Origin of the sequence: Polymorphum gilvum SL003B-26A1 (assembly GCF_000192745.1) — a bacterium.
In the GTDB taxonomy this organism is placed as follows: domain Bacteria; phylum Pseudomonadota; class Alphaproteobacteria; order Rhizobiales; family Stappiaceae; genus Polymorphum; species Polymorphum gilvum.
Genome location: NC_015259.1, coordinates 676,174 through 695,565 on the forward strand (window position 1 = coordinate 676,174; position 19,392 = coordinate 695,565).

General features: G+C 61.2%; 19 protein-coding genes and 1 pseudogene. 7 read left to right on the forward strand and 13 right to left on the reverse strand.

Translation table 11 applies throughout. The features are described from left to right. Window positions 1–6: 6 nt before the first annotated feature. The 3 genes from SL003B_RS03255 to SL003B_RS03265 form a co-directional block, all read right to left on the reverse strand. Window positions 7–1,602, reverse strand: a complete 1,596-nt coding sequence (locus SL003B_RS03255) for a type IV secretory system conjugative DNA transfer family protein (RefSeq protein ID WP_049792542.1) — start codon at window positions 1,600–1,602, stop codon at window positions 7–9. 278 nt (window positions 1,603–1,880) lie between these two features. Beyond that, window positions 1,881–2,108: a hypothetical protein gene (locus tag SL003B_RS03260; RefSeq protein ID WP_013651394.1), complete on the reverse strand. Its 228-nt coding sequence runs from the start codon at window positions 2,106–2,108 to the stop codon at window positions 1,881–1,883. A gap of 1 nt (window position 2,109) precedes the next feature. Beyond that, window positions 2,110–2,763, reverse strand: coding sequence for a ParA family protein (locus SL003B_RS03265; RefSeq protein ID WP_049792543.1), 654 nt, complete (start codon window positions 2,761–2,763; stop codon window positions 2,110–2,112). A gap of 176 nt (window positions 2,764–2,939) precedes the next feature. On the opposite strand from SL003B_RS03265, the gene SL003B_RS22625 reads away from it, so the two are divergent. Continuing rightward, entirely contained in the window at window positions 2,940–3,707 is a 768-nt protein-coding gene (locus tag SL003B_RS22625; RefSeq protein ID WP_013651396.1) for a helix-turn-helix transcriptional regulator, read from the forward strand. On the opposite strand, the gene istB is transcribed toward SL003B_RS22625, so the two are convergent. Next, window positions 3,640–4,410, reverse strand: coding sequence for an IS21-like element helper ATPase IstB (gene istB / locus SL003B_RS03275; RefSeq protein WP_013650723.1), 771 nt, complete (start codon window positions 4,408–4,410; stop codon window positions 3,640–3,642). The two genes, SL003B_RS22625 and istB, sit on opposite strands and share 68 nt — an antisense overlap. A 37-nt stretch (window positions 4,411–4,447) precedes the next feature. Next, a pseudogene (gene istA / locus SL003B_RS03280) lies at window positions 4,448–5,902 on the reverse strand (IS21 family transposase); the annotation flags it as partial. 47 nt (window positions 5,903–5,949) lie between these two features. On the opposite strand from istA, the gene SL003B_RS03285 reads away from it, so the two are divergent. Further along, window positions 5,950–6,159, forward strand: a complete 210-nt coding sequence (locus SL003B_RS03285; RefSeq protein WP_013651399.1) for a helix-turn-helix transcriptional regulator — start codon at window positions 5,950–5,952, stop codon at window positions 6,157–6,159. Window positions 6,160–6,264: 105 nt separating this feature from the next. After that, entirely contained in the window at window positions 6,265–6,876 is a 612-nt protein-coding gene (locus SL003B_RS03290) for an acyl-homoserine-lactone synthase (protein WP_013651400.1), read from the forward strand. A gap of 230 nt (window positions 6,877–7,106) precedes the next feature. Here SL003B_RS03290 and SL003B_RS03295 read toward each other — a convergent pair whose 3' ends face one another. Next, the gene (locus SL003B_RS03295; protein WP_242390322.1) at window positions 7,107–7,736 is read right to left on the reverse strand and encodes a tyrosine-type recombinase/integrase; all 630 of its coding nucleotides are present in this window, start codon (window positions 7,734–7,736) and stop codon (window positions 7,107–7,109) included. Window positions 7,737–8,824: 1,088 nt separating this feature from the next. Here SL003B_RS03295 and SL003B_RS03300 point away from each other — a divergent pair. Then, window positions 8,825–9,397, forward strand: coding sequence for a recombinase family protein (locus SL003B_RS03300; protein WP_013651402.1), 573 nt, complete (start codon window positions 8,825–8,827; stop codon window positions 9,395–9,397). Here SL003B_RS03300 and SL003B_RS23240 read toward each other — a convergent pair. The 7 genes from SL003B_RS23240 to SL003B_RS03330 form a co-directional block, all read right to left on the reverse strand. Then, entirely contained in the window at window positions 9,389–9,643 is a 255-nt protein-coding gene (locus SL003B_RS23240) for a hypothetical protein (RefSeq protein WP_148259244.1), read from the reverse strand. The two genes, SL003B_RS03300 and SL003B_RS23240, sit on opposite strands and share 9 nt — an antisense overlap. Before the next feature lie 216 nt (window positions 9,644–9,859). Beyond that, window positions 9,860–10,804: a zinc metalloprotease HtpX gene (locus SL003B_RS03305; protein WP_013651403.1), complete on the reverse strand. Its 945-nt coding sequence runs from the start codon at window positions 10,802–10,804 to the stop codon at window positions 9,860–9,862. A gap of 9 nt (window positions 10,805–10,813) precedes the next feature. After that, complete coding sequence (locus SL003B_RS22630; RefSeq protein WP_013651404.1) at window positions 10,814–11,932, reverse strand: S1C family serine protease; 1,119 nt, start codon at window positions 11,930–11,932, stop codon at window positions 10,814–10,816. Beyond that, window positions 11,929–12,420: a phosphate-starvation-inducible PsiE family protein gene (locus SL003B_RS03315; RefSeq protein ID WP_013651405.1), complete on the reverse strand. Its 492-nt coding sequence runs from the start codon at window positions 12,418–12,420 to the stop codon at window positions 11,929–11,931. Before SL003B_RS03315 ends, SL003B_RS22630 begins: the two co-directional genes overlap by 4 nt. Window positions 12,421–12,534: 114 nt before the next feature. Further along, on the reverse strand, window positions 12,535–13,026 hold the full coding sequence (locus SL003B_RS03320; RefSeq protein WP_013651406.1) for an Hsp20/alpha crystallin family protein: 492 nt from the start codon (window positions 13,024–13,026) through the stop codon (window positions 12,535–12,537). Between the two features lie 20 nt (window positions 13,027–13,046). Further along, window positions 13,047–13,445, reverse strand: coding sequence for an Hsp20/alpha crystallin family protein (locus tag SL003B_RS03325; protein ID WP_013651407.1), 399 nt, complete (start codon window positions 13,443–13,445; stop codon window positions 13,047–13,049). A 14-nt stretch (window positions 13,446–13,459) separates the two neighbouring features. Beyond that, on the reverse strand, window positions 13,460–13,885 hold the full coding sequence (locus SL003B_RS03330) for an Hsp20/alpha crystallin family protein (RefSeq protein ID WP_013651408.1): 426 nt from the start codon (window positions 13,883–13,885) through the stop codon (window positions 13,460–13,462). Window positions 13,886–14,087: 202 nt separating this feature from the next. On the opposite strand from SL003B_RS03330, the gene SL003B_RS03335 reads away from it, so the two are divergent. From SL003B_RS03335 to SL003B_RS03345, 3 genes are all read left to right on the forward strand, one after another. Continuing rightward, on the forward strand, window positions 14,088–14,519 hold the full coding sequence (locus SL003B_RS03335) for a MarR family winged helix-turn-helix transcriptional regulator (RefSeq protein WP_013651409.1): 432 nt from the start codon (window positions 14,088–14,090) through the stop codon (window positions 14,517–14,519). 14 nt (window positions 14,520–14,533) lie between these two features. Continuing rightward, a complete protein-coding gene (gene ftsH / locus SL003B_RS03340; RefSeq protein WP_013651410.1) occupies window positions 14,534–16,366 on the forward strand; it encodes an ATP-dependent zinc metalloprotease FtsH in 1,833 nt (610 codons plus the stop codon). A 63-nt stretch (window positions 16,367–16,429) separates the two neighbouring features. Beyond that, on the forward strand, window positions 16,430–19,336 hold the full coding sequence (locus tag SL003B_RS03345; protein WP_013651411.1) for an ATP-dependent Clp protease ATP-binding subunit: 2,907 nt from the start codon (window positions 16,430–16,432) through the stop codon (window positions 19,334–19,336). Window positions 19,337–19,392: the final 56 nt, after the last annotated feature.

Sequence of the window (19,392 nt, forward strand, 5' to 3'; positions counted from 1 at the left end):
CTTTCTCTATTTCGTTAATTCGTGCACGAGGTCGGTGCGCGCTTCGTCGTGGACATCGCCCATACGCCACGGCATCCAGCGGCCCTTGAAAGCGCGCTCCTCGAAATACCGGAGCTTCTGCGCCAGGATCGGGCGGCAGCCCTGCACGAACAGAAGCTGGCAGCTCTCCGGCAGCAGCATGATCTCGTCAGGAGCCAACAGCGGTCGGCCGATCTCGCTGTGGTGCGCGCTATAGTTCGATGCCAGCCCGAGCCACGGAAACCGGCCGCTCTTGCCGCTGCTGGAAACGGCCACCGTGCGCTGGCCCAGCATTGCCGAGAGCAGCTGAGCGGTGTCCGGGTCCTGGACGTTGAAGGCTTGACGCACGGCACAGTTGGCGATCATGGAGCGCCATTTGCGATAGGTCTTCTGCAGCTGGTCGAGGTCCTGCACGAAGAGCCAGAGGTGCGCGCCGTATCCGGCAAGGTAGCCGATACCGTCCTCGATTGGCCGCATGGGGCCGAGAGCCGGCAGCTCATCGAGCAGGAACAGCACCGGGTGTCGCGGCATCCGCTTGTTGCGCGTCATCGCCGCCGTGGTGAGGCCGACGATAAGGCGCAGGAACGGCTGGTAAACCGAGACGTATTCCGGTGGCACGATGAGGAAGATCGACATGACGCCGTTCTTGAGGTCTTCGAGCCGGAAGGTGGAACGGCCGGTGATCGCGGCGAGCTGGGGGCTGTCGAAAACTTCCGTGCGGCTTTGCGCCGTCGAGACGACGGCCGAGCGCTCCTTGTCTTCCTTTTGCGCGAAGCCTTCGGCAATTCGCTGGACGACGGCGTGTTCACTCGCCGCCATGCCGCCGAGCACCGCGTTGAAGCCGTCGCGCGAGCGCATGAGCAGGAGCCTCAGCTCCCGCAGGTTTTGCCGGTGGGGCGGCAGGTCATTGGCGATGTAAAGTAAAAGGCCGGTCACCAGAACCCGCGCTTCCCGTTCCCAGTGGTTGGTGTCGTGCCCCTCGGGCGGCACGATCATCTCGGCGATAAGTCGCGCATCGTCCACATCGTTGATTGTGCCCGCGCGGATGAACTCGACCGGGTTGAAGCAGGCGCTTTCGATGTCCGGATCGAACGGCGCGAAGGCATGAACCGGGCCGAGCGTGCCCCGGTGCTTGGCGGTGATCCGGTAGTTCTCTCCCTTGATGTCCGTCACCACCACCGAGCCTGGATGATCCAGCAGGTTCGGGATGACGACGCCGACGCCCTTGCCGGAGCGCGTCGGTGCAAAGGTCAGCAGGTGCCCCGGTCGGTTGAAGCGGAGCAGCCGCCCGCCTTTCTTGCCGATGATGGCGCCCTGTGCGCGCAGGCCCGCACGGGCGATGTCGGCGGAGGTGGCGAACGACGCCGAGCCATGCGCGTCGGATCGGCGGCCTGCCAGGCGCCAAGCGAGCCAGCACATGCAGGCAAGGGCGAGGCCGCCGGCCACAAGCAGGACCGACAGCCGGTTCGTCGTCAAAGTGAGGTTGTCGATGATGGTCCAGATGAGCGTCGCGATCAGCAGACAGACCGGAAGCTCGAACGTGGCGAACCTGAGCAGGCGCCACAACAGGCGCAAATGTCCCATGTTGCATACCCTTGGTAGTTGACTTTTCCCAAGGGCTTATGGGCGGCTTGCAAATTTATCTGACTGACGTGTGGTAAATCCGATTGACGTAAACAATAATGGAAGTGTTGCCGGCTCCAGTCACCGATGTCCTATGACGTTGACTTTTCCCAGGAGCCGGCAACGCCTTCCTAATGTATTTATTGGTATCGACGGTGCGTGGTGTAACCTGTCAACCTCCGCAGCTTGTTTTTCGGAAATAAATACCTATATGACGATTTCTCCATTTCGTCATTTCGTTATCCGCGCCGCTGTTTCACGAGCGCGAAACCCTCCTTCAAGATATCCACCATCGAGACGCCGTGGACGGCCGCATAGGCTTTGAACTCGCGGTGGAACTCGGGGCTGACCTTGAAATTGAGCGCCGTCAAGGTGCCGGCCTCTGCGCGGTCGAGATTGTGGACGACCTTTGCCGGTGCGGGCGGCAGACCTTTGCCGGTGCGTTGAGGTGGCGGAATCTTTCTCATCCTATGCAGCCTCCCTGTCGGTGTTGACCTGGATGATGTCGGCAATCTCGTGCGCGATGGCTTCTGCCCGTTCGTTGAGGGACGGGAAGCGCGTTTCCGTGGGTGCGCGGCCTTCGTCGCTGGCGCGTCGGAAGCCGGTCTTCTCCGGCAGGACCTTCGCGAGATGCCGGTATCCGGCCTGGCGCACATAGGTGCTGGCTTCGGCAAGCTCACTCTCGCTGTCGCCGACACGGCAGAAGGCGATGACGATCCTCCCGGCCGGCACGCCCTTCTTCGTCAGCTCGTGCGCGAGCAAGATGGTCGGCTCCAGATCATCGAGCGCGAGACCGGTCGGCAACACGACCAGCGTGCTGGCTTCAGCAATCTGAAGGGTGCCCATTGTGGCGTGCGGAGGGCCATCGAGGATCATCAGATCATAGCCGGCAGCCGCCTTGATGGCCTGACCGACCGTGCCGAAGCGTTCTACCGCGACCACCGGATCGACGCCGCGCTGAAGGCGGCGCGCCTGCCAATTGAAGCTGGTGCCCTGTTGTATGTCGAGGTCGGCGATCTTCACGTTCCATCCGGCAAGCGCATACTCGCGTGCGATGAGCCTGGCCAGCGTGCTTTTGCCGACGCCACCTTTTTGAGAGACGGTTCCAATGAAAAGAGTCATGTCCAATCTTTCTTATTGTTGTTTTTAACGAAAGGACGAATTCAATAAATAATGACATATACAATTCGTTATTTCACGAATTTTCGGCGCGGCTCATAAGTATTCTGTAGACATCATGCGAGGAGGGGTCGCGTATCCGGTCAACTGTCATCGCCTTTCTTGATCAGATACGCCACGTGGAAGACGTGGCGTCTCTCGAAGCGGCCTTCTCGAAAGCCCTCTGGGATCTCGGCTTCCGTGAATGGGCTTATCAGGTCATCCGCACAGACGCGCTGCCGGATGAGAAGCCGCTCATCCTCACGACCTTTTCCGATGCTTGGTACAACCACTATATCGACAGCGGCTATCACCGCGTCGATCCGGTCATCCTGAACGGCCCGAACCAGGTAGCGCCCTTCACCTGGAGCGCAATGTCCTTCGGCGTCGATCCCTCGCCGGAACAACGACGCCTTTTCGCAGAGGCGGCCGAGTTTGGCGTTGGTGAAGGCGTTGGCATCCCGATCCATGGTGCCCGCGGTGCGCTCGCGATGGCGTCCATGGTCTCCGATCATGGCGTGGAGGGGCTCGACCGGCTCATGTCCACCGTCGGGCAGGACGTGCACCTGTTGTCGCTCGCCTTCCACAATCATGCCCGCGAGTTGCTTGCGCTGGGCCGGATGGGGCGCACCACCGTCAGCCTGACCCCGCGCGAGCGCGAATGCCTGCTCTGGACTGCTGCCGGAAAGTCGGCTTGGCAGACTGTGTCAACGGCGGAGCAAAAGTCGTCCATTGGGCGGCGTAAAAGTAGGCCACCTGACGCCGCACGCGGGGAACGTCGGGAGGGCGTAGCCCGACCAGAGTTTCCCGCGTGCGGCGTTGGCGACTTTTTGAGGGGCTTCAGCCTGCCCTTCGGGCGCGGCTTTGAGCGAGACGATAGCTGTCGCCGTTCATCTCGAGGATGTTGACGTGGTGGGTCAGCCGGTCGAGCAGTGCGCCGGTCAGCCGTTCCGATCCCAGCGTCTCGGTCCATTCGTCGAATGGCAGATTGCTGGTGATCAGGGTGGCACCGCGTTCGTAGCGTTGCGCGATCAGCTCGAACAGCAATTCCGCCCCGGTCTTTGACAATGGCACGAAGCCCAGTTCGTCGATGATCAGGAGCTTGTAGGCTGCCATCTGCTTCTGGAAACGCAGCAGACGTCGCTCGTCGCGCGCCTCCATCATCTCGCTGACCAGGGCAGCGGCGGTCGTGAAGCCGACGGACAAGCCCTTCTGGCAGGCGGCCAGACCGAGACCGAGCGCCACATGGGTCTTGCCCGTGCCGCTGGGGCCAAGCGCGATGACGTTCTCGCGCCGCTCGACCCATTCGCAGCGGGCCAGCTCCAGCACCTGCATCTTGTTGAGCTTCGGGATAGCGGCGAAGTCGAAGCTGTCGAGGCTTTTGACGACCGGGAACCTCGCCGCCTTGATGCGGCGTTCGACCTTGCGGCGATCCCGTTCGATCATCTCCTGCTCAGCAAGCCGAGTGAGGTATCCGACATGGTCCACGCCCTGTGTGGCGCAGAGCCGGGCCAGCTTCTGATACTCGCGCTGGAAGGTCGGCAGCTTGAGGGTCTTGAGCGTGTGGGAGAGCAGGATCGCAGGGGGATTGTCTGACGCTTGGGTGCTCATGCGGCATCTCCCGCATGCGTCGACAGAAGCCGCATATAGCCTTTGCCGATGTCTTCTCGACGGTGGCTCTTGGCAGGTACGGGTAGATGGACAGGTCCAGTCTCGGCGGCCGCCGCTCCACCTGGCACAGGAGAAGATGCTTGACGGCATCGAAGCCGATGGCCCCGATCTGGAGGGCCTGCTTCACCGCCACATGCAGATCGGCAAGCTCGAAGCTTTCCAGCAGCCGCAGCACCTGCACATACTCGCGCCGGCCATGCTTTGCCATGCGCGCTTCCATCAGGCGGCGCAGCGTGGCGAACGCCTCGGGCAGATCCCAGCCCTGAAGAGGAGCGGCCTGATCCAGCGCGTTGATCTTCTGTTCGATCAGCGGCAGGTAATGCAGCGGGTCGAACACAACGTCTTCCCGTTCCCAGCTTCGAGGATGACGAGCGATGATCTCGCCACGGCAGCCGATCACCACCTCGTCGACATAGCCCCGGATCCATACATCCTGATGGCCGAAGGCGACCGGGACGGAGTAGTCGTTGGTCCTGTAGCGCACCAGCGCCTGGGAAGAGACCCGACCGCTGGCCTGATCGCAGGCCTCAAAAGGCGAAGCTGGCAGCGGCCGCATCGCCGCAAGATCGCGCTGCAGCCGTTCTGCGATCGTCTCGCTCTCGCCGCGCAGCCTGTCGCGCTGGCGCTTGCGGCATTGCTCTTCCAGCCAGGCGTTGAACTCATCCCACGTCGCAAAGCGCGGGATCGGCACCATGAAGTTGCGACGGGCATAGCCGACGAGGCCTTCGACGCTTCCCTTGTCATTACCCTTGCCGGGGCGGCCATAGCGATCCCGGATCAGGTAGTGGGACAGGAAGCCGCTGAACAGCACTGTCCGCTTGCGCGTGCCATCGGCCAGGATCTTCGACACCAGGCAGCGGTCGTTGTCATAGACGATCGATTGTGGCACCGCCCCGAAGAAGGCGAACGCATGGACGTGGCCATCAATCCAGGCCTCTGACACCGCCGCCGGATAGGCCCGCACATAGCAGGCGTCGCTGTGCGGCAGGTCGAGCACAAAGAAGTGCGCCTTCTGCTCCACGCCGCCGATGACAACCACAGCCTCGCCAAAGTCAGCCTGCGCGTGGCCCGGCGGATGCGATAACGGCACGAACACTTCCTGCCGGCGCTGCTCCCGCTCGCGCATGTAGTCCTTGATGATCGTATAGCCGCCGGTGAACCCGCACTCAGCCCGCAACCGGTCGAACACACGCTTGGCCGTGTGGCGCTGCTTGCGCGGTACCTTCAGGTCTTCGTCCAGCCAATGATCAATGGTCGAAACAAAGGCGTCCAGCTTCGGCCGACGCACCGGGGCCTGACGGCGATAGCCCGGAGGCGTCGAATACGACAGCATCTTGGAAACGCTGTCGCGTGAGATATTGAAATGCTTCGCTGCCTGACGTCGGCTCATCCCCTCCGAGACCGCCAGACGCACCTTCAGATATAAGTCCACGGTGTAGATCCCCTGACCCTCCTGCACATGTTGCAGAAGGAAAATAGGTGGACGACTTTTACGCCGCCCGCGGCAGGACTATCCCGCCGCTACCGTGGCCGAATTTTGCACCGCCGCTCTCACAGACTGCTCAGATACTCGGGATTTCGTATAGAACGGTCTATTTCCACTTGGCGAATGTCCGCTCCAAGATGGGCGTTGTGAACGTCTATCACGCAGTGATGAAGGCAATCATGGAGGGCATCATCTCGCCCTGAAAGCGCTTTACTCGCCAGTAACCTGTGGAGGTTGACAGGATGGCAGGCGCTTCGTTCTCTGGCTCAATGCTCCCAAACAAATTGGGAGGAAAGCCATTGCTTCACGTGATTTCAAAAGAGAACGCGCATCTTCATTGGGATGCGCTGGCATCCATGCACCAGCTGAGGCGGAAGGTGTTCCGAGAACGCCTTGGCTGGGATGTGAGCGTCGTCAACGGCCTTGAGCTCGACCAGTTCGATCTGCCGGATGCCCACTACCTGGTTCACTATGCACCGGATGGCAAAGTCAATGCCTGTACCCGGCTTTTGCCGACAACAGGTCCTTACTTGCTGGCCGACGTGTTCTCTGGCTTAGTCGAGGGGACGCCACCCCGTGCGCCGGACGTTTGGGAGAGCACGCGCTTCTGTGCCGATCAGGAATCGGCGCCTGCCAATATCGCGGCCGTGCTCATGGCCGGCATGCTGGAGTTCGGCCTGTTCTCAGGGTTCCGCGCTTATGTGTCGGTGTCGGATATCCGCATGGAGCCGATTATGCGCCGCGCGGGATGGAATCCGAAGCGGCTTGGCGGGACCATCGAGACTGGTACGGACACCGCAGCGGCCGAGTGGTTGGAAGTCTCCCTTGCCTTCCTTGCGCGTGTCCGCGATCGCGCTGGGGTTCCTGGTCCTGTAATCGCCAACCTAGATGAGTTGCCTAGCGAAAGGGTCGCCGCATGACGTTCGATACAGAATGGCCTGCCGCAACGCCAAATCGTCGCGGCGAATGCAAAGAGATCACGGCAGACCGGCTCGAATGGTGTATCCGCTACCTTGCGGAAGAGGCCCGACGCGGCGGATTTCCGGAAGCGGCAGAAGCGCTAGAGTCCATCGCTCCGACCAAAACTGCCGATCAACCGCGTGGTCATGGCCCGGATGGGCCGTGAGCTCATTGGCTTCTAGGGCGGCGGCTACCACATACGCGAAGCGATATGATGCTCTTCATCGCCGACGGCCGCCGCGTAGATCGCCGTTGTGCTGAGCTGAGCATGGCCGAGCCACTTTTGCACCATGTTGAGCGGGATACCTGCGGAGACAGCCGCCACGCCGAACCCATGACGCAGACCTTTGGGGCTGGCTTGCGGCCCGCTGCCGATCCCCGCGGCGTCCATGATAGCCTTTACCTGCCGCCACGCAGTCGGGCGGCTCATACTCCATAGACGGGCGTTTCTCCCGCCGCCGCGCGCTTGCTGGAGCTGGCGGATGTTGTGCACCAGGTCGAGGGCGTCGAGCAGCGCCGGGGGAGCCGGTACGCCGCGGTACACGCCCTTACGTCGCTTCTTCAGACTTTCAAAAACGATCAGCCTACCGGCAAGATCGACGCGATCGGCCGTCAGCGCTAGCGCTTCGGAGATGCGGCAACCGGTGAAGGCCAACACGCCGCATAGAGTGCGGACCTCGCGTGGTGCGCGTTCCGCAGCCTTGAGAAATGCCTCGCGCTCATCAGCCGTCAGATATTTTCGCTGACCGTCGTGATCAAACAGTTGTCCTGACATCGGTTTCATTTCGATTGTTGAAATCGGCGGCGAGCCATCGCTCAACCGCCCGTTGTGTGCCACCACGTGCGGCGGTCATTCCGCAGCGTGCAACAGAATTACCAATTCCGTTTCAGCGGTGGATTCTTATGTGCCTGTACGCACTTGGCTCCGTCAGTTCGGAGTCAGCTCACGTTTTTCGGTGTAAAACATAATAAAAAAGTGAGATAGTTCATATTATTGACAGTATTGGTAATTCTGTTTCAAGAAAAATGGAGATTTAATTGTGTGAAAGGCCTAATTGTTGTGGCGCTGATGGTGACGGGCCCCGCCTTTGCTCAGAGCAAGTTCTTTTCGACACCGAACCGGGGTGGTGCCGAAGGCGCCAAGCAGAACGTGATGTTGAGCGTGCTTCAGAACGAGCAACAGCGCATGAATGCGTGTACGGCTGCTGGATTGATCTATGCGCCAACCAGCGTCAATGCCAATACGGACGGATGCACGAGCGCTGCGGGACAACGTGAGTTTTCCGGCGACGTGACTGTAGGTGGGAGTTCAACGGTCAGTGGCTCCCTCACGGTTGGCGGTGAACTTTCTGTGTCAGGACCGGTCACCCTGCCAACTGGTGTTGGGATAGGTTCTGGGCCTGCTACGACTGCGCTTGACGTGGCGGGGGCAATCAGGGTGGCGGGAGAGTCCGAGGTGTGCAACGCAGAACGGGCCGGTGCTATCCGCTACAATGCAAGCATCCAATCAATGGAGTTCTGCAACGGCACCGCTTGGGGAGGAATGGCGGGTGGAGGTTCAGTGCAGATCGCGACTGGCGCGGTTTCTGCTTGTCGGTCTAGTTCGGTCGCCGCATGCCCGGCAGGAACGAGAGTTGTTAGCGGCGGTTATGTGTTCCAAAGTTCTTGCGGCTGCGATGACGTTTATCGCTTTGCCACTCAGGATAGGCCATATGGAAATGGATGGATTGCTAGTATCGAGTGCGGAACAACAATCGCGTACGCATTATGCGCGACGCAATAAGCACCATTATTGATTAAATATTATTTTGAGAAAGGTGGAAAGAGTTTCCGCCTTTCCACTTTTCTCAAATCACGTCGCAAAACCTGATACACTGATTGCGTTTCAATTAATGGATTTTGAGAAAAGTGAATATTGGTTATGCCCGCGTTTCCACTGATGAACAGAAATCGACCCTGCAAACCGACGCTCTGAAGGCGGCCGGGTGTGAACGCATCTTCGGTGAGACCGCGTCGGGTGCCAAATCTGACAGACCGGGGCTTGAGCAAGCCCTCAACTTCATGCGGCCGGGCGACACGCTTGTTGTCTGGAAACTCGACCGTCTGGCCCGGTCCATGCGCCAGCTTATCGACACCGTGGAGCTTCTCCAGTCGAAGGGCATAGGCTTCCGCTCCCTGACTGAAGCAATCGACACCACGACCGCCGGGGGCATGTTGGTGTTCCACATCTTCGGTGCCTTGGCCGAGTTCGAGCGCGCTATCATTCGGGAGCGCACAAGGGCCGGGCTTGAAGCCGCGCGCGTTCGGGGCCGCAAGGGTGGACGACCAAGGAAGTTGTCCAAAGCGGACATTCGCGTAGCCAAGACACTGCTGAGCGACCCGGAAATTAGCGTTGCGGAAGTGGCCGAGCGCCTTGGTGTGTCCATCGCCACCTTATACCGATATTTGCCCGGCCGGCGGGAAAGTGTCTGGTCATCCTGACATAAGTTGGCCGCTCGATAGACTTGTCCAGCCATTGGCGGCCAAACGACGCAGCGTGTCGCCGATAAACCGGATCACTTCGTCAACGCCGTTGCCCAACATTTGTCGACCGAGGCTGAACTGGAACGAAGCCTCGGCTTCTTTATCCCTAAGGCCGATTGCGGTGAGCACATGGGATGGTTCCGGCATCCCGGTCGTAAAAGCCGCCCCCGTCAAAGCAGCGAGCTTCAGTTGAAGGTTGCTCAAGATATCGTGCGATAAGAAGCGGTCGAAACAAATGTTGGCATAGCTTGAATGGCGATCAGCCGGCGATGGTCTATTGACAGGAGATGACCAGAGGCGCCGAACTGACCTCAAATGCTATGCTCCAATGGTAGAGGCGCGGCATCGAATGGCACTACGTCGCGCCCGGCAATCTCGTGTAGAATGGCTTCATGGAAATCATAAAGCTATTCCAATATTTCACCAATAGAAGCCCAAAGCGCGGAACTTGGGGGGTGTCGACGTAAAATCATACTTCGTCGCTAGAGGTGCAAAGATGGGTACAGCCTGACCGCGCGTTTGCGCGCGAAGTTGTCGAAGCCGGTTAATGCGTTTTTGTGTCGGGGGATGCGTCCGCAAGAGAGACGGCTCGGGAATGCGTCGGCCGGGAAGAAAAATTTCTTCCCAGAACCTTCCGACACGACGTTCGAGTTTGCTCAGCGCTCTCATGAGACCCTCCGGGTCGCCAGTCAGCTCTGCCGCCGCGCGATCTGCGTCATACTCGCGGGTGCGCGACAGGCCGAGCTGCACGAGCGCCATCAAGGTGGGCGCGAAGATGAGAAGCGCCACGATATGCCACGGAACATAGACCGCGCCCGCGGAAATAAGAGGTAGGTTGAGGAGCAGCAGGAATTGTCCAAGCCAACTCGCGATGGAAACCAACCGTGACATCATATCTGCCAATCCCATGATCCACAGGTCGCGGTTCGCGATGTGGCCAACTTCGTGAGCCAGGACGCCGACGAGTTCGCGACCGTCGAGGAGTTGAAGCAGTCCATCGGTGACGCAGATTGTACTGTCTTCCGGACTGCCCATCGCGAAGGCGTTCGGCAACGGGCTCGATACGCGATAGAGCTTCGGCGCGCGCGGCAAATCGGCACGTCGCGCAAGTTCCGCTATTCCTGCGACAAGGCCGGGCGCATCACGTCCCGTTATGCGCTCCGCCTGATATGCGGACAGCAAGAAGTCTTGCGGCAGATTGGGGGCAAAAATCAGACCCGCAACCATTCCGAAGGCAAGCAGCAGCCCGACCTCCGCGCCGACGACCGCTGTCATGGACACCCAGGCGATCATCGCCATAAGGCCAAGCAAGAGCGCGGATTGGACGAGATTGATAAATCGATGCCTCGTCGAGACAGCGGGCATTTCCGGCTCCTATCGCGGTTCGCCGAGTGTGATCTTGAAGCTCTTGCGTTGATCGCCGCGCCGGATATGCAATTCAACCTGGTCCCCAGGGCGATGCGCTTCGAGCGCCGCGATCAGGTCAACAGCTTCGTCAACTTTGGTCGCGCCAAGGCCGACTATCCGGTCGCCGGCGACAATGAGTCCATCGCCGCTGATGCGGGCGGGCACCAGTCCCGCGCGGGCCGCGGGACCGTCAGGATCGACTCCGAGGACCAGGACGCCGGAAGTGCCATTTTGCACGAGCATTGAATCGATCCGAGGATCGAATAAGACGCCGAGTCGTGGCGGTGCATAGCTGCCGCGAGCGATGAGCTGTGGTACCACCCGGTTGACCGTATCGACGGGCACCGCAAAGCCGATCCCTGCACTGCCGCCAGATGGACTGAAAATGGCCGTGTTGACGCCGATCAGACGCCCCGCGCTGTCGATCAAAGGCCCACCGGAATTTCCGGGGTTAATTGCTGCGTCCGTCTGGATCAGGCCACGTATCGGGAGACTGCCTTCTCCCGGCAATTCGCGGCCGAGAGCCGAGACAATTCCGGTCGTCATCGTCCAGTCCAGGCCAAACGGATTGCCGATGGCGAACACGCTCTGACCGACACGCAACTCGTTGCTGGTGCCGATGGGGATTGGCGGTGGCCGGTCAGAACCTACGCCGATATGCAGGACTGCCAGATCGTGCTCGGGGGCGCGCCCCACCAGGCGCGCGGAGAAGGCACGGCCATCAGCCAGCCTGACGACTGCCCGGCTCGCGCCGGCGATAACATGATTGTTCGTCACCACATGACCGAGTTCGTCCCAGACGAATCCTGAACCGTTCCCGCGCGGAACGTCATAGGCATTCCGGGTCCAGGGATCGACTACACGCTCGGCCGTCGTGATGAAGACGACACTGTCTCGAGCGGCGTTGAATACCGTGATGGTGCTTTGTTCAAACGCCGCCAAGTCGCCGCGCGGAGCCACGGCGCGCGGTTCGGCAAACCGACCGAGCACAACGCCCTGAATGATAGGAAAGCTCTGCCACACAATTATGATAAGGAGCGCGGCAGAGGTTGCTGAAACAAGTCGAATGAAAAAGGTTCGGTTCATTGACCGCCATCTGCATTTTTAGTAGGGGGCTGTTCGCGTCGGTCCTGATCGCGCACGAGCCAATGGACAGTCCCGAGCGCAAGCGCCGCGCCCGCGAGTGCGGCAATCTTGGATGATTCCGTCTCGCCGAGGTCCAGGATGATGAATTTGCGCGCGATGGCGAGGAGCGCGATCAGCACGATCGTGCGGACCTGGAGGATCCCGAAGCTGCGTTCGGTCGCAACAAGAAGGGAGCGCTTGAACTCGAGCGCGATCACCACGGTGAAGATCATGCCGAACACCACCTGGAAGGTGGCGTAATCGAGAGTGTCGAATGCCCCCAGAACCAAGCGGTTCACGACTTCGCGCATCAGCGCCCAGACCGATGCCACGACGATCGCCGCAATGATGACGCTGAGGACGAAGATGACAACTTGTTCGAACTTCTCGTAGAGCGTCATCGCCGACCATTGTTCACGGGTCAGCCCGGATCGTTGCAAGTCCTTCATGATTGCCCTCGAAAGCCGCCCCGGAGAGACAAGCTCCCCGGGGCTTCGCCAGACGGTGCGATATCGCACGGAGCGGAGGGGGCGCCGCAAACCGGCGACACCCGATTTGGCAAATCAGCCGTTCTTGACCTCGATGCGCTTGACCTTCGCCTGCGCCTCGGGGGTCTGGGGCAGCTTGATCGTCAGAACCCCGTTCTTGAAGGATGCTTGCGCCTTTTCGCCATCCACACCGGGAGGGAGCGGAATTGTCCGGTAGATTGCGCCGTAGCTGCGCTCGGAGAGATAGTATCCCTTCTTCTCCTCTTGGCGCTCGATCTTCTTCTCCCCCTTCACAGTCAACATGTCATCGTTGACCGTCACCTCGATGTCTTTCATCTCCATGCCCGGCAGCTCGATCGATACTTCGATCGCCTTGTCGGTCTCGACCACGTCGGATTTCGCTTCGCCGCTGCCAAAGGGCCATTCGAAATGACCGACCCGGTTCCAGAAGTTCTCGAACACATGGTTCATTTCGCGCTGGAGTGTCGCGATCGGGTTATCTTCGCTGCTCTTGGAATCTGGCGCGCCGTCCTTGCGCGCCCAGGGAATGAGGTCTTTGATCTGCATGATATGGTCTCCTTCGGTTTTCAGGCGCCCTTGACGGCGATCCTTTTCGGCTGCGCTTCAGGGGCTCGGGGGAGCGTCAGGGTGAGGACACCTCCACGCATCTCGGCTTCGATCCTATCGGGGTCGAAGTCCTCGGAAAGCGTGAAGGCACGCTCGAAATCGCCCTCGCCATATTCAGCATAGGCAAGTTCGAGGTTTTCCGGCCGCACCGGGTCAACCTTGCCGCGGATCGTCAACACACGATTTTCGAGCGTGATTTCGACCGCATCGGCGGCGACTCCAGGCATTTCAAGCATCATGGAGACACCCTGATCGGTCTCGACGATATCGGTCAACGGGCGATAGATGCGTCCGCCGGCGGCGGTTTCAGGCGCGTCGGTCGGCGTCTTTTCGGCGGCTTGCGTGATGTCGGTGCTCATCGTTCCAGCTCCTCTCAGGCTGCCTTGATCTCGATTTTCTTCGGCTTTTCTTCCTCGGGCCGGGAGATGACGATCCGCAATACGCCGTTCGTCATCCTCGCCTCGACCTTGTCATCCGAAGCCGCGAATGGCAGGCGGATCGCGCGGGAAAACCTGCCGTAACCGCGTTCGTTGCGGTGCCAGCGCGCACCGTCGGGAACCTCGGGCGCCTTGCGTTCGCCCGAAAGCGTCAGGACGTTGTCCTTGACCGAAATTTCAATGTCGCCCGGTTCGATGCCGGGAAGTTCAGCGGCGATGGCAACGGCCTCAGGGCCTTGCCAGACATTTACCGCCGGGAACGCCGCGCGGGACGGCGGCCAGAAACCGCGGTCGAGATCGCGCATCATGGAGCGCATCAGCGCAAAGGGATCGCTGCGGCGCAGATATGTCGGGTAGAGCATTGCTGGCCTCCTGTTGCTGATCGATGCCCCCGAACCGTCGGCATGGAGGGACCGAGCAACGGTGCCGGCCGGATGTGGGTTCGGAGACCGCCTATAAAGATAGGCGGTTCCATTTATTATGCAAGCATATATGATGCATGCATTGCACGTTGGATGGAGTGCGGTCTATCCTGTGTCTCATGCAACCGGAGGAAGGATACCCATGATCTCTTCGGACATCGCGCTGATCGGGACGACGATTCACCGGGTCGCGCAGCTCATCCAGCAGCGGATCGACCAAGACATCCGCGACAGCGGTCTGACCCGCCTGTCCTGGATGGCGGCGGCGCATGTAGAGGATGCGCCCGGGCTGACCATCGGCGATCTGGCCGACCGACTTGAGGTCGGCCCGGCCACTGCGGGCCAGCTCGTCGATCGCATGGTCCGGGGCGGCTGGGTCGAGCGGTCGCCCTCGCTCGACGACAGGCGGTCGCAGATCGTCACCGCAACGTCGAAGGCCCGGGCGATGCTGGAGGAACTCGCGCCGCGGCAATCGGCGCTCGAACATGAAATCCTGCAGGATCTGTCGGCAGACGAAAGGCGCATCCTGCTGGCGCTGCTCGAGCGGATCAGGGCGCGGCTCGGGCGCCAGTGAAAGGGACAAGCGGCATGGAAAGGAAGACCGAATACAACATCTGGTACTGGGTGGTGGCTTTCATAGCCGTGCTTTTCATCCAGAACCTGATCGCCGGCTGGCAATCCGTCGCGCCGATCAGCTACAGCCAGTTCGAGAAGTATCTCGCTGACGGGAAAATTTCCTCTGTCGCGGTCGGGGCAGACACTATCACAGGCACCTTCGCCGAACCGGTCGACGGCAAGAAGCAGTTCGTGACGACCGTAGTGAATCCCGCAATCCTGGAGCGGATAGACCGGTCAGGTATCGAGATCACTGGCGTTCCGCAAAACACTTTTCTCGGCACGCTGATTTCCTGGGTGGCGCCAGCGCTTGTTTTCTTCGGAATCTGGATGCTGCTGTTCCGCAAGTTCGCCGACAAGCAGGGCTTCGGCGGGTTCATGCAGGTCGGCCGCAGCAAGGCCAAGGTTTACATGGAAAAAGAAACCGGCGTCAGCTTCGCCGACGTGGCCGGTGTGGACGAGGCCAAGGCCGAACTCGAGGAGGTCGTGGAGTTCCTCAAGAACCCGGCCGAATACGGAAAGCTGGGCGCACATATCCCCAAAGGCATATTGCTCGTTGGGCCGCCGGGCACCGGCAAGACGCTTCTCGCGCGCGCGGTGGCGGGTGAGGCGGGCGTGACCTTCTTTTCGATCTCGGGATCAGAGTTCGTCGAGATGTTCGTGGGCGTCGGTGCCGCACGGGTGCGCGACCTGTTCGAGCAGGCCCGGAAATCCGCGCCGGCGATCATCTTCATCGACGAACTCGACGCTCTTGGGCGGGCGCGCTCCTCCGGACAGATCGCCGGCGGCCACGATGAGCGTGAGCAGACGCTGAACCAGCTTCTGACCGAGCTCGATGGCTTCGACCCATCAGTCGGCATCGTGCTGCTTGCGGCCACGAATCGCCCGGAGATTCTCGATCCGGCGCTGTTGCGGGCCGGACGCTTTGACCGGCAGGTGTTGGTGGATCGGCCGGATAAGAAGGGACGTGTGCAGATTCTTGGCGTTCACATGAAAAAGGTGAAGCTCGCCCCGGACGTCGATGCCGAGAAGGTCGCAGCGCTCACGCCCGGCTTCTCGGGCGCCGATCTTGCCAATCTCGTCAATGAGGCAGCATTGCTCGCCACGCGCCGCAAGGCCGATGCGGTGACGATGGACGACTTCAACAATGCCGTGGAGCGCATCATCGCCGGGTTGGAGAAGAAGAACCGCGTTCTGAACCCGCGCGAGCGCGAGATCGTGGCGCACCACGAGATGGGGCACGCGCTGGTGGCGATGGCTCTGCCGGGGGTGGACCCGGTGCACAAGGTCTCGATCATCCCGCGCGGAATTGGCGCGCTCGGCTACACTATCCAGCGCCCGACCGAGGACCGCTTCCTGATGACGCGGGAGGAGCTGGAGAACAAGATCGCAGTCCTGCTTGGCGGGCGCGCGGCCGAGAAGATCATCTACAATCATGTCTCGACCGGGGCGGCCGACGATCTGGTCAAGGCCACCGATATCGCCCGCGCCATGGTCGCGCGGTACGGGATGGACGAAGACCTCGGGCATGTCAGCTACGACACCGATCGGCCCGGCTTTCTCGGCACCGGCGACCAGTCGTCGTGGCTGAACCGCCGCTACAGCGACGCCACTGCCGAGCGGATGGACGCGAAGGTGCGCGACATCGTGGATGGCGTGTTCAAGCGCACCCTCTCGCTTCTCGAAGCCAACCGGGCGCTGCTCGAGCAATCGGCGCAGGATCTCCTGCAACGCGAGACACTGGACGAGCCCGATCTGGTGGCAATTGGGTCCAAGGTGAAAAGAACGGAAGCCGTCGCTGCGTGACACTGTCACTGGCGCAGATGATCGGCGGACAACCCTGACTGGATAAAGAAACGGAGAAGACGAATGGCAAACGGAGCTTGCGATATTTGCGGTCGCCCGGCGACGGCGCGCGTGCGCGCCTCGGTGAACGGCAGAATTCAGAACATGGAGCTTTGCGACCAGCATTACCGCGAGATGGTGCGCCGGTCGGGCCGCAGCGCCTCGCCGCTGGAGTCCCTGTTCGGGCGGCATTCCCTTTTTGACGAGTTCTTCGGCGACAGCGGATTCGGCAGCCTCTTTGGTGACAGCCCGCTGCGGGGCGGCACGCTCGGCTCCATGGGTGACGGCGATGACGATGTCGTCGAGGCCACTTTCGGTGAGGGTGCGCCGCGGCGTGGATCGCGGCGCGGCGGCGGACGCACCATCGCTGACCGGCTGAGCGAACAGGGCAACAAGCTGTTGCAGGATGCCGCACAGAAGGCCGGAGAGTTCGGGCGCAGCGAGGTCGATACCGAACATTTGCTTTTGGCATTGACCTCGTCCGACGTCGTCAAGACGATCCTGGAACAGTTCAAGGTCGATGTGGACGATCTGCGGCGCCAGATCGAGAAGGAAGCGAAGCGTGGAGAGGCCAAGACGCAGGGCGAAATCGGCGTCAGTCCTCGCCTGAAGGACGCGCTGAACCGGGCCTTCATCGCCTCGAACGAACTCGGCCATTCCTATGTCGGCCCCGAGCATCTGCTGATCGGCCTCGCCGAGGAGGGCGAGGGCCTGGCCGCGTCTATCCTGCGCAAGTACGGCCTCACGCCGCAGGCGCTTCGCCAGCAGGTGACCAAGGTCGTGGGCAAGGGAGCCGAGGAAGGCCGCGTGGAGGCGCCTTCCAGCACGCCCGATCTGGACCAGTTCAGCCGTGACCTGACGAAGCTCGCCCGCGAGGGCAAGCTCGACCCCGTCATCGGCCGTGCCCGCGAGATCGAGACGACGATCGAAGTGCTGGCCCGCCGGAAAAAGAACAACCCGGTGCTGATCGGCGAGCCCGGCGTGGGCAAGACCGCCATCGTCGAGGGACTTGCACAACGGATCGTCGCGGGGGAAGTGCCAGAGGCGCTGCGCGACAAGCGGCTCGTGGAGCTCAACATCAACTCGATGGTGGCCGGGTCGAAGTATCGCGGCGAGTTCGAGGAGCGAGTCCAGAAGATCCTCAAGGAGATCACCGAGGAGAAGGACAGTCTGATCCTGTTCATCGACGAGATCCATACCATCGTCGGCGCCGGTCAGGGCGGCGGCGAAGGCGGTCTAGACATCGCCAACACCTTCAAGCCGGCGTTGGCGCGGGGCGAGCTGAACCTGATCGGTGCGACGACGCTCAACGAGTACCAGAAATACATCGAGAAGGACGCAGCACTCGAACGCCGCTTCCAGCCGGTTTATGTCGAGGAACCCACGGTCGCTCAGGTCATCATGATCCTGCGGGGTCTGCGCGACACGCTGGAGGCGCACCACAAGGTGACGATCACCGACGAGGCCATCGTCGCGGCGGCCGAGCTTTCGGACCGCTACATCACTGGCCGTTTCATGCCTGACAAAGCGATCGACCTGATCGATCAGGCCGCCGCACGTGTGAAGATCAGCGCCACAGCGCGCCCCGTGGACGTCCAGGAGCTGGAGGCCGAGGTCGCGCAGATCAAGCGCGAGCAGGACTATGCCGCAGCCCGCAAGCAATTCGACCGGGCAGCGGAATTGAAGAGGGAACTCGAACAGAAGCAGAAGGAGCTGGACGAGCTTCTGGAGATTTGGAAGCGCGACCAGGCTTCGGCGACCGCCGAGGTGCGCGCCGATCATGTTGCGCAGATCGTCTCGAAGATCACCGGCGTTCCGGTCACTGATCTGACCACCGAGGAGAAGGACAAGCTCCTCAAGCTTGAGGAGAAGCTGCACGAGCGCGTCATCGGCCAGGAAGAGGCCATCCGCGCCGTGGCCGATGCGGTGCGCCTCGCGCGCGCAGGACTGCGCGAGGGACGTGGCCCGACCGCGACCTTCCTGTTCCTCGGGCCGACCGGGGTTGGCAAGACGGAACTGGCCAAGACGCTCGCCGAAGTAATCTTTGGCGATCAGGACGCAATCATCCGCATCGACATGTCCGAGTATGGCGAGCGCCATTCGGTCGCCCGGCTGGTGGGCGCGCCTCCCGGCTACGTCGGATACGACGAAGGCGGGCAACTGACCGAGAAGGTGCGCCGTCGGCCCTATTCGGTCGTGCTGCTCGACGAGATCGAGAAGGCGCACCCGGATGTCTACAACATTCTGTTGCAGGTGTTCGACGACGGCCGGCTGACCGACGGCAAGGGGCGCGTGGTGGACTTCACCAACACCATCATCATCGCCACCTCGAACCTCGGTTCGGACATCATCCAGCGTAACCTTAAGAAACGCGGCACCAAGGAGTTCGACGAGGCAAAGCAGAAGTCCGAACTGATGGAAGTGTTGCGCGGCCATTTCCGGCCCGAGTTCATCAACCGGATCGACGAGATCATCGTCTTCCACTCACTGAATCAGTCGGAGATCCGCCAGATCGTCGAGTTGCAGCTGAACCGGGTGAAGAGGACCGCCCTCGGCCAGGGCGTCGAACTCGAGTTCGACGTGGGCGTGGTGGACCACTTCGGCGCAGTGGGCTTCCGCCCTGAATTCGGCGCCCGCGAGCTGCGCCGGCTGATCCGGTCGGAGCTGGAGACCGAGCTAGCCCGTGAGATGCTCTCCGGGCGGATCGAGGATGGTGACAAGGTCCGCGTCGCTTGGTCGCCGGGCGAACAGAAGGTGGTGTTCGAAAAGATCGCAAAGGACAGCGGTGAGGACAGCCCCGACGATCAGGCCGAGGCCGGGATCGACGAGTCCAGCGAAGTTGCCGAAAACAAGGCGGACGCTCCGACGCCCGATGTCCCGGTCGACACCAAGGATAAGGGGCAGTCCAAGGACGGTAAGTCTACCGGGTGACGTCGTGAAGGACTGGCCGGCGCGATTCGGTCGCGCCGGCTCATCTCGTCAAAAAG